Raw genomic sequence first — 8,830 nt, 5'->3', positions numbered from 1 at the left:
GACCACGCCGCCTTGCGCAGCGCCGCCGTGCGTTTGCCGCCGGCGGCAAAGGCTTCCGCCGCGGCGATGGCGTCGCGCGGGCGCGGATCGTGCGGATGCGCCGCCTCGAAGACCGGCAACGCCCGGCGCGCGCAGGCCGCGGCATAGAGCGCGACCTGTCTCAGCTCGTCCTCTTCGAGGTGCATGCCGTCCGGTATCACATGGCCGGCCCCGTCATGACCAGATCGTCACGGCCACACAGGCGCGCCGTCGAGGCCCGCGGTTTCGGGCAGGCCGCAGATCAGGTTCGCGTTTTGCACCGCCTGGCCCGCCGCGCCCTTGCCGAGATTGTCGACCACGCCCATCGCGATCACCAGGTTGCGCTCCGGATCGGCGGCATAGCTGACGAACGCGAGGTTCGAGCCGGTCGCCCATTTGGTCTGCGGCGGCCTCTCGGTCACGCGGACGAACGCCCGCCCCTCGTAGAAGCGCCGCGCCGCGTCGAGGCACTCCTCCGTCGTGGCACGGCCGCGGCAGTAGATGGTGGCGAGCACGCCGCGCGTCATCGGCACGAGATGCGGCGTGAACACCAGTCCGGCCGCGCTGCCGCCGCTCAGCCGCTCGATGGTCGTGGCCATCTCGGGCATGTGGGTGTGCTTCAGCAGGCCGTAGGGCACCAGGTTCTCGTTGCTCTCGGCAAAGCCGAACTTGCTGTCGCCGCCGCCGCGCCCCGCGCCGGAGATGCCGGTCTTGGCGTCGATCACGATGCGGCTCGGCTTGACCAGCGGGTTGACCAGCACCGGCGCCAGCGCGGTCAGCACCGCGGCGGGAAAGCAGCCGGGATTTGCGATGCGGGTCTGCCCCTCGATCCGGTCCGGCCAGACATCGGCCAGGCCATAGGTCCAGCCCTCGACGTAGCGATGGTCGCCGCCGATATCGACGATCTTCACGTCTTTGGGCACGCGCGCCAGCGCCTCGGCCGAGGTGCCGGTGGGCAGCGACGCGAACAGCAGGTCGAGCTTGGGCAGCGCCGCCGGATCCCACTTCTCGATCACGAGATCGGCCAGCTTCGCCGGCACGCCGGGGAAGCGGTCGGCCAGACGGCTGCCGGCGCTGCCTTCGCCCGCGGCATAGACCAGCTCGAAGGACGGGTGGCTTGCGATCAGGCGCATCGCCTCGCCGCCGCCGAAACCGCTGATGCCGACAATGCCGACGCGAATGCTCATGGTGGTGTCCTTGCTTCTTCTTGGAGTGGCTTCGGGCAAAAGAAAACCCCCGGAGCCGGAGGCTGCGGAGGTTCGGGAATGCGGGGCCGGAGGCCGTTCCGGCGGGTGGGGCCTGCGATGAGGCCGTCACCCCGCGGTCGGACGCCGATCGACGCGCAGCCCGGAAGCCGCCGCGTGGAGGCAGCGGCATCGGCGTCGATCGCAAGGGGGCCGATTCCAGAACATGGCGACGGACACTGTCGCGCCCCGGATTGAGCGTCAAGCGCAATGTCGGTCGCCCGCCGTCCCGGCCGGCTAATCCCGACACACTTGTCACTCCCGCCCATGCGCGCGCGGTCCCAATCTCCCGCTCATACCAACCTTCGATGGAGCGAGAGCGATGACGACGACACACAAGACCGGAACGCGCGAGGAGTGGCTGGCCGCACGGATGGAGCTGCTCAAGGCGGAGAAGGCGCACACGCGGCAGGGCGATGCGCTGGCGGCACAACGGCAGGCGCTGCCGTGGGTGAGGGTCGACAGGGAATATCTGTTCGAGACGGAGCGGGGCGCGGCGTCGCTGGAGGACCTGTTCGGGGGCCGCTCGCAGCTCCTGGTCTATCACTTCATGTTCGGGCCGGATTACGTGGCGGGCTGTCCGTCCTGCTCGTCGATCGCCGACGGCTTCAACGGCATCGTCGTGCACCTGGAGAACCACGACGTGGCCTTCTCGGCGGTGTCGCGCGCGCCGCTGGCGAAGCTGCAGGCGTTCAGGAAGCGCATGGGCTGGACGTTCCCCTGGGCCTCGTCGTCGGGCGGTGATTTCAACTTCGACTTCAATGTCTCGTTCACCGAGCAGCAGCAGCGCGACGGCAGCATCGTCTACAACTTCGAGCGCGACGGCCATGCGATGGATGCGGGCGAGCCGCCGCCGGCTGTCGTGCAGACGGCGGCGGCGACGGGCACCGACGTGCCGACCTTCGCGCGCGACCGGCCGGGCCTCAGCGCCTTCGTGCGCGAGGGCGGCGCGATCTATCACACCTATTCGAGCTACGCGCGCGGCATGGATGCGATCTGGGGCATGTACCCGTGGCTCGACCGCGCACCCAAGGGCCGCAACGAGACCGCGCCCGGCATCTGGTGGCGCCACCACGACAGGTACGAAAAGGCCTGAGCCATGGCCAACCTGACCATGGCCAACGGGCTCGGCCTTGCGGCCGCACCGACCTTTGCCGTGATGGCGCTGCTGACGGCGGCATCCGGCGGCGGCCCGATGGACGCGCTCTGCACCTCGCAAGGGGGGCAGGGCGCGTTCCCCTTCGGCGGCATGGTGCCGATGTATGTCCTGATGAGCGTCTTCCATGCGGCGCCGTGGCTGAAGCTGCTTCACCGTCGAACGACAGGAGAGACGACATGAGCAAGCCCTATACCGGCGGCTGCGCCTGCGGCGCCATCCGCTACGAAATCCCCGGCGAGCCGGTGGTGATGGTCGATTGCCAGTGCCGCGACTGCCAGCGCAAGAGCGGCACAGGGCACGGCTCCTACCTGACCTTTCCGGACAAGGCGGCGGTGAAGCTCGCGGGCAAGGCGACGCACTGGGACCTGGCCGGCGACAGCGGCAAGATGAAGACGCGCGCCTTCTGCCCGACCTGCGGATCGCCGGTCTACCTGACCTCTGCCGCCATGCCCGACTTCTTCACCATCCACGCCGCGAGCCTCGACGATCCCGGCCGCTACCAGCCGCGCATGGTCTTCTACACCGTGAGCGGCCACGCCTGGGACAAGCTCGATCCCGCGCTGCCGAAGTTCGACAGGCTGCCGCCGAAGCTGGACCTCGGCTGAGACAGCGGCCGCGCTCTGCGCCGTGCAATCGATTGCACGGCGGTGCGCTCACAGCTTGTCGGCGCCGGACTTCTTTTTCTTCTTCGCGGCGTCCTCGATTGCCTGCAGCAGGACTGCGTCCGTGTAGGCGATCACGGTCCGCTCGGCCGGCAGGGCCGCAAGGGCCATGAACTCGGTCAGGAACAGATTGGACCGGGCATTCTTCCAGATCAGCGTCCGGCTCGGACGCGGGCGATCTTTGGTCAGGGTTTCGTCGATGTCGGCCTTTCCGAACCTTGTCTGATAGGCCTCGACGAGGCTCGCGAAATGCGCGGGATTGGCGATGACCATGATCCTGAAAAGCCGCTCTGACGTCGCGGCAGCTCCCGACGCCGGCGCAAATGTGAAGAAGACTTCGGCATCGTAGCCGCCGACGTTCATCGGGGCGTCCGCCACCACCTTGCCGTTGTCGACGGTGTAGAGGCGGCAGAGCCTGGCGCCGATCGCGGCAGTGTCGCCGGTCGGATCGAGGTTGAGGCCTGAGGCTTTCGCCAGCGGATCGCCGCCGCAGACGAGTCGCGCCGTGTCGTTGCCGGGATCGGGATGCCGCAGCTTGCGCACCTCGGCGAGCGTCATGCCAAGCTCGAACCCGCGCAGGCCGAGCGGCTGCGGCAGGCCGCCGGTCGTCGCAGGCGCCTGGGGAGCGGGCGCAGCGCCGGCGGCGTTAGCAGCGGGTGCCTTGGCGATGGGCCAGGGAGGGGCCTTCGGGGCGGAAGGCTGGGGCGACGCGATGGCGCCGCCGGCTGCCGGCGCGCCCGGGCCGTCCTTGGCCCGACGCTTGAGCGCCTGGAAGGTGTCGTTATCGAGGAAGGTGAGCGCGCCGGAGCCAAGGTTGTCGCCTTCTTCCTGCAGCACGATGCCGTAGGGCGCGCCATGCCATATCAGGCGCCTGGCGTCGCGGCGCGTGCCCTCCTTGGTCCGTATCGGAGCGGTCTCGTCGACGTCGGGCGCGCCATAGCGGCTTGTCATGGCCCCGGCCATGTCGTCGAACAGCGCCGGCGCGAACGGCGTGCCCATGTGATAGAGCCGCCGCGACGTCGCCGGATTGCCGGACCGCGGCGTGAAGAAGAACGCGACCAGCAGCTTGTGCCGGCCGAACCTCAGGGGAACGGTGTCCCATCGTTCGCTGCCGTCGCGCCCGCGTCCGGCAGATTTGAGGAAGACGCACAGCTCGACGCCGATCCGCGCCAACTCGAGGTCCGGCGCGAGGTCCAGGCCCGCCTGTTTCGCCAGCGCATCGCCGGTGCAGACGAACCGCACGTCGTCGCCGGGTGCCTTGTCGGGATGCCCCCGCCGGCGCACCTCGTCGAGCGTGCTGCCGAGCACGAACCCCTGAAGGCTGGGCGGCCCACGTAAGGCGTCCGCGCGGGCAGCCGTGCCGGACAGCAACGCCAGCAACAGCAGAGGCAGGAGAAACCGGATCATCGCGTGCCCGCTCCCCGCGGCGCTTACAACTTGTCGGCGCCGGGTTTGCCCATGGTCTTTTTTAAGGCGTGGACGAGCTGTTCCAGCTTCGCGTCGGCGTAGACGATGCTTATTTCGTTCTGATGGTCGAAAAAGGAGAGGCTGGCGTGCCTGCTCGTCCAGAACATGTCCCGGTCGGGCAGGCGGCCGCGACGGTCGGGCTGGCCGAATTTGGCAACATAAGCCGCGTCCAGCTCGCTGAAGTATGCGCTCTTGACCTCGGCGACAATGTAGAAGAGCCGCTCGGAGACTGCCGGACCGGAAGCCTTGGGGGTGAAGGCAAACGTCACACGCGCATCGGGACCGCCGACAATCATCGACACCTTGCGCACCTTGCCGTTCGCAACAGCAAAGAAGGCGCATGTCTTGGTGCCAAAGTAGCTGGGCTCGCGGCCCGGCAGGGGATTGAGACCGGCCTCGTCCGACAGCTTGTCGCCGGAGCAGATCAACCGGACGTCGTCCGTCGTCGGATCGGGAAACTTCAACTGGCGCATTTCGTCGAGCGTCATGCCGACGTTGAAGCCGCGCAGGCCGAGCGGGTTGGGGAGGTCTGCCGCGACAGCAGGCGTTCCCATCAGCGCCACCATCAGCACGCCGGCCATCGTCGCGATCAGCGAAATCAGTTTGCGCATCGTTCCTCCGCTTTTCATCACAACTTGTCCGCGCCGGGGTTGGCTGCTTTCTTTTCCAAAGCGCCGACGATCCGCTCCAGCTTCGTGTCGAGATATGTGATATCCAGCGTCGGCGGCTCATCGATCATCACGAGGGTGGCGTGGCGGCTCTCCCATATCCTGTATCGATTGTTCGAGCGCGAGTGGGTCACGGGCTGACCGTATCTGGCGACATAGGCCGCCTCCAGATCGTCGAAATGTGCGCTCTCGGTCCGGACGACGATTTGGAAGAGCCGTTCGGAGATCGCCGGATCGGCAGACTTCGGTGTGATGAGGAATCTCACCGTGCTGTCCTTGCCGCCGACATTCAGTTGAATTTCGCGCACCTTGTCGTTCGCGGTGGAATAGAAGCTGCACCTCTTGACGCCGATTTTGCCGAGGTCGTTGTCTGGTCCAAAATTCATCCTGGCTTCGTCCGACAGCTTGTCGCCGGTGCAGATCAGCCTGACATCGTCCACGGTTTGATCGGGAAACTTTTGCCGGCGAATCTCGTCGAGCGTTGCGCCGAGATTGAAGCCGCGCAGGCCGAGCGGGGTGGGCAGGGGGGTGGATTTGTCTTGAGCCTGTGCCGGGGCGATGGCGGCCAGCAGCAACGCGGCGATCGCCAGCGGCAGAACGAGTCTTGGCATGTTTCCTCTAGGCATTCTTGTTGTTATCCGCCCCGCCGGTTTGGCCGGCAGGGCGGTTGTATCGCAGATCGTGTTATCCTGTATAGGTTGTTCCCGGCAGGATTATGGCCGGCGCAGGTGTCAGACCGCCTTCGCCCAGTCGCGCAGGACGAACTTCTGCACCTTGCCCGTCGACGTCATCGGCAGGTCGCGGAAGACGACGTGGCGCGGGCACTTGAAGCTCGCGAGGTGGGCGCGGCAGTGGGCGACGATCTCCTCGGCCGTGGCCCGGGCGCCGGGCTTCAGCACCACGAAGGCGCAGGGCGTCTCGCCCCACTTCTCGTCGGGCTTGGCCACGACGGCGACGTTGCCCACGGCGGGATGCGCCATGATCACGCCCTCGACCTCGATGGTCGAGATGTTCTCGCCGCCCGAGATGATGATGTCCTTCGAGCGGTCGCGCAGTTCGATGTAGCCGTCCTCGTGCAGGACGCCGAGGTCGCCGGAATGGAACCAGCCCTGCGCGAAGGCTTCGCGGGTGGCGGCCGGGTTCTTGAGATAGCCCTTCATGGTGAGATTGCCGCGGAACATCACCTCGCCCATGGTCGTGCCGTCGCGCGGCACCTCCTTCATGGTCGCGGGGTCCATCACCGTCACGCCGTCCTGCGCCGTGTAGCGCACGCCCTGTCTTGCCTTGAGTGCGGCGCGCTCGTGCGCCGGCAGGTCGTTCCACTCTTCATGCCAGGAGCAGATCGTCGCCGGGCCGTAGACTTCGGTGAGGCCATAGACGTGGGTGACGCGGAAGTTCTCCTTCTCCAGCGCCTCCAGCACGGCGGCGGGCGGCGGCGCGGCGGCGGTCATGAACTCCACCTTGCGCTTCAGCGGCCGGCGCTCGGCCGGCGAGGCGCCGATGATGAACTGCATGATGATCGGCGCGCCGCACATGTGGCTGACGTCGTGGTCGGCCAGCGCGTCGAAGATCGGCTTGGCCGCGGCGCGGCGCAGGCAGACGCTGGTGCCGGCGACCAGCGCCAGCGTCCACGGGAAGCACCAGCCGTTGCAGTGGAACATCGGCAGGGTCCAGAGATAGACCGGGTGCAAACCTGTCGGCCATTGCGTGGCGTTGCCGTAGGCCGAGAGCGTGGCGCCGCGATGGCTGTAGACCACGCCCTTGGGGTTGCCGGTCGTGCCCGACGTGTAGTTGAGCGAGATCGCGTTCCATTCGTCGGCCGGATAGGCCCAGACGAAATCCTCGCGGCCGGTGTCGAGGAACTCTTCGTAGGTGGTGTCGCCGATCTGGGCGCGGTCCTCGCAGGCGGGATCGTCGATGTCGACGACCAGCGGCTGGACCTTGGCGATCGCCAGCGCCTCGGTGACGACGCGATGGAACTCGCGGTCGACCAGCAGCACCTTGGTCTCGCTGTGGTCGAGGATGAAGGCGATCATCGCCGCGTCGAGGCGGGTGTTCAGCGAGTTCAGCACGCCGCCGGTCATCGGCACGCCGAAATGCGCCTCGTACATCTCGGGAATGTTGGGCGCCATGATCGCCACCGTATCGCCGGTGCCGATGCCGACCTTGACCAGCGCCGAGGCGAGCCGGCGGCAGCGCGCATAGGTCTCCGCCCAGCTCTGGCGGCGCGCGCCGTGGATCAGCGCGACGCGATCGGGATAGACGCCGGCGGTGCGCTCGATGAACTGCAGCGGGGTGAGGGGCGCGTAGTTGGCCGGCGTCCTGTCGAGGTCGCGCTCGTAGATGTTGTGGGCGGCCAGCGCCGTCTTGTGCGAGACCAGCCGCGGCGTCGCCAGCCGCGCGACCGACGGCCGGCTCTTGACCGAGCGGCGCAGGCCGGGACGGGCGAGCGACTTCGGCGCGGCCTTGGGCGTTGTCCTGGGGGCAGCCTTGGGAGTCGCCTTGGGCGTTGTCCTGGCGGCGGCCTTGGGCGCCGCGGCTTTCCCGGCGGCGGGCTTCCGCGCTGCGGCCTTCGGTGCGGCCGGCTTCCTGGCGACCGGCTTCTTGACCGGCGGCTTCTTGGGGATCGACTTGCGGGGCGCGACCTTCCGCTTCGGCGCGGCAACCTTCTTGACCTTCGTCGCGGCCTTCTTCCGGCCGCTGCCTTTACCCGTCTGACGCTTTGCCATGATCGCTTCCGTCTGCCTCCTCGAAGACAGGCACTTTCTCACATGCCGCGGGGAGCCGCGATAGTCTTGGTGCCGCTGGGGGCTTGCCGAGCCAACGGGTTTGGCGGATTTATGCGGCCGAGAGTCGGGGGCATTGAGTATGACGATAGACGCGCCGGTTCCGGCTGCTTCGGGCAAACCGAATCGACGCCGCGGCATGCTGCGGCGGATCGCCTACATCCGCCGCAACCGCTGCAGCGTGCTGCTCGGCATGCTCTGCCTGCTGATCGTGCTCAGCCCGCTGATCGGCGGGTCGGCGGTCGGCGGCGCCGTTCTCGTCGGCGCCCTGGTCTCCATCCTGGTGGTGGCGCTGTGGGCGCTGCGCGTGCGCCGCAAGGCGGTGCTCAGCACGGCGCTACTGGGGTTCATCGCCGTCGATGCGGTGGCGCTGCGCGGCATCGGCGGCTCGCTGCTGGTGAACGTCTCCATCGTGGCGATGACCGTCACCCTGCTGATCGTCACCGTCGCCCTGCTGAAATACGTGCTCGACTGGCACGTCATCACCGTCGACAAGGTGTTCGGCGCGATCTGCGCCTATGTGCTGATCGCCTTCACCTTCGCCAGCCTGTTCGCGCTGCTGCAGGTCTTCGAGCCGGACGCCTTCGCCCACAACCAGCCCGGCAGCCACCTGACCTGGGTGGACCTGATGTATTTCTCGTTCACCGTGCTGACCTCGACCGGCTTCGGCGAGATCACGCCGCGCACCGGCATGGCGCGCAGCCTGATCATCCTCGAACAGATCGTCGGCGTGATGTACGTCGCCTTCCTGGTCGCGCGGCTGGCCAACCTCTATGGCAGCAAGCGCGCGCCGAAGTAGGAGCGTTCTTCTCCTCCCCATTCAAAT

General features: G+C 67.6%; 10 protein-coding genes. 4 read left to right on the top strand and 6 right to left on the bottom strand.

Annotated elements, in window-relative coordinates:
• Window positions 1–185 (bottom strand): putative immunity protein (locus tag BN60_RS30835; RefSeq protein WP_043285492.1); only part of this gene is annotated, 185 nt, incomplete at its 3' end.
• 42 nt (window positions 186–227) lie between these two features.
• On the bottom strand, window positions 228–1,205 hold the full coding sequence (argC, locus tag BN60_RS12685; RefSeq protein WP_020696434.1) for an N-acetyl-gamma-glutamyl-phosphate reductase: 978 nt from the start codon (window positions 1,203–1,205) through the stop codon (window positions 228–230).
• 379 nt (window positions 1,206–1,584) lie between these two features.
• Between argC and BN60_RS12680 the strand changes: the two genes are divergently transcribed.
• From BN60_RS12680 to BN60_RS12670, 3 genes are read left to right on the top strand one after another with little or no spacing between them, the layout of a single operon-like run.
• The gene (locus tag BN60_RS12680) at window positions 1,585–2,358 is read left to right on the top strand and encodes a DUF899 domain-containing protein (protein ID WP_020696433.1); all 774 of its coding nucleotides are present in this window, start codon (window positions 1,585–1,587) and stop codon (window positions 2,356–2,358) included.
• A 3-nt stretch (window positions 2,359–2,361) separates the two neighbouring features.
• Window positions 2,362–2,601: a hypothetical protein gene (locus tag BN60_RS12675; protein WP_020696432.1), complete on the top strand. Its 240-nt coding sequence runs from the start codon at window positions 2,362–2,364 to the stop codon at window positions 2,599–2,601.
• Complete coding sequence (locus tag BN60_RS12670; RefSeq protein WP_020696431.1) at window positions 2,598–3,026, top strand: GFA family protein; 429 nt, start codon at window positions 2,598–2,600, stop codon at window positions 3,024–3,026. The genes BN60_RS12675 and BN60_RS12670 overlap by 4 nt, the downstream gene beginning before the upstream one ends.
• Before the next feature lie 48 nt (window positions 3,027–3,074).
• On the opposite strand, the gene BN60_RS12665 is transcribed toward BN60_RS12670, so the two are convergent.
• The 4 genes from BN60_RS12665 to BN60_RS12650 all read right to left on the bottom strand — a co-directional run bounded on the left by BN60_RS12665 (window position 3,075) and on the right by BN60_RS12650 (window position 7,578).
• Window positions 3,075–4,490 carry a hypothetical protein gene (locus tag BN60_RS12665; protein WP_020696430.1) on the bottom strand — a complete coding sequence of 472 codons (1,416 nt, stop codon included), beginning with the start codon at window positions 4,488–4,490 and terminating at the stop codon, window positions 3,075–3,077.
• Window positions 4,491–4,513: 23 nt separating this feature from the next.
• A complete protein-coding gene (locus BN60_RS12660) occupies window positions 4,514–5,131 on the bottom strand; it encodes a hypothetical protein (protein WP_148283393.1) in 618 nt (205 codons plus the stop codon).
• A 47-nt stretch (window positions 5,132–5,178) separates the two neighbouring features.
• Window positions 5,179–5,829: a hypothetical protein gene (locus tag BN60_RS12655; protein WP_020696428.1), complete on the bottom strand. Its 651-nt coding sequence runs from the start codon at window positions 5,827–5,829 to the stop codon at window positions 5,179–5,181.
• 120 nt (window positions 5,830–5,949) lie between these two features.
• Window positions 5,950–7,578, bottom strand: coding sequence for an acyl-CoA synthetase (locus BN60_RS12650; RefSeq protein WP_043285488.1), 1,629 nt, complete (start codon window positions 7,576–7,578; stop codon window positions 5,950–5,952).
• A 565-nt stretch (window positions 7,579–8,143) separates the two neighbouring features.
• Here BN60_RS12650 and BN60_RS12645 point away from each other — a divergent pair.
• Entirely contained in the window at window positions 8,144–8,803 is a 660-nt protein-coding gene (locus BN60_RS12645) for a potassium channel family protein (RefSeq protein ID WP_177324806.1), read from the top strand.
• Window positions 8,804–8,830 lie beyond the last annotated feature (27 nt).

The sequence above is a fragment of the Reyranella massiliensis 521 genome, assembly GCF_000312425.1.
GTDB classification, from domain to species: domain Bacteria; phylum Pseudomonadota; class Alphaproteobacteria; order Reyranellales; family Reyranellaceae; genus Reyranella; species Reyranella massiliensis.
Note: the sequence above shows the minus strand (reverse complement) of the source record. Positions and strands in the feature narration are given on the sequence as shown.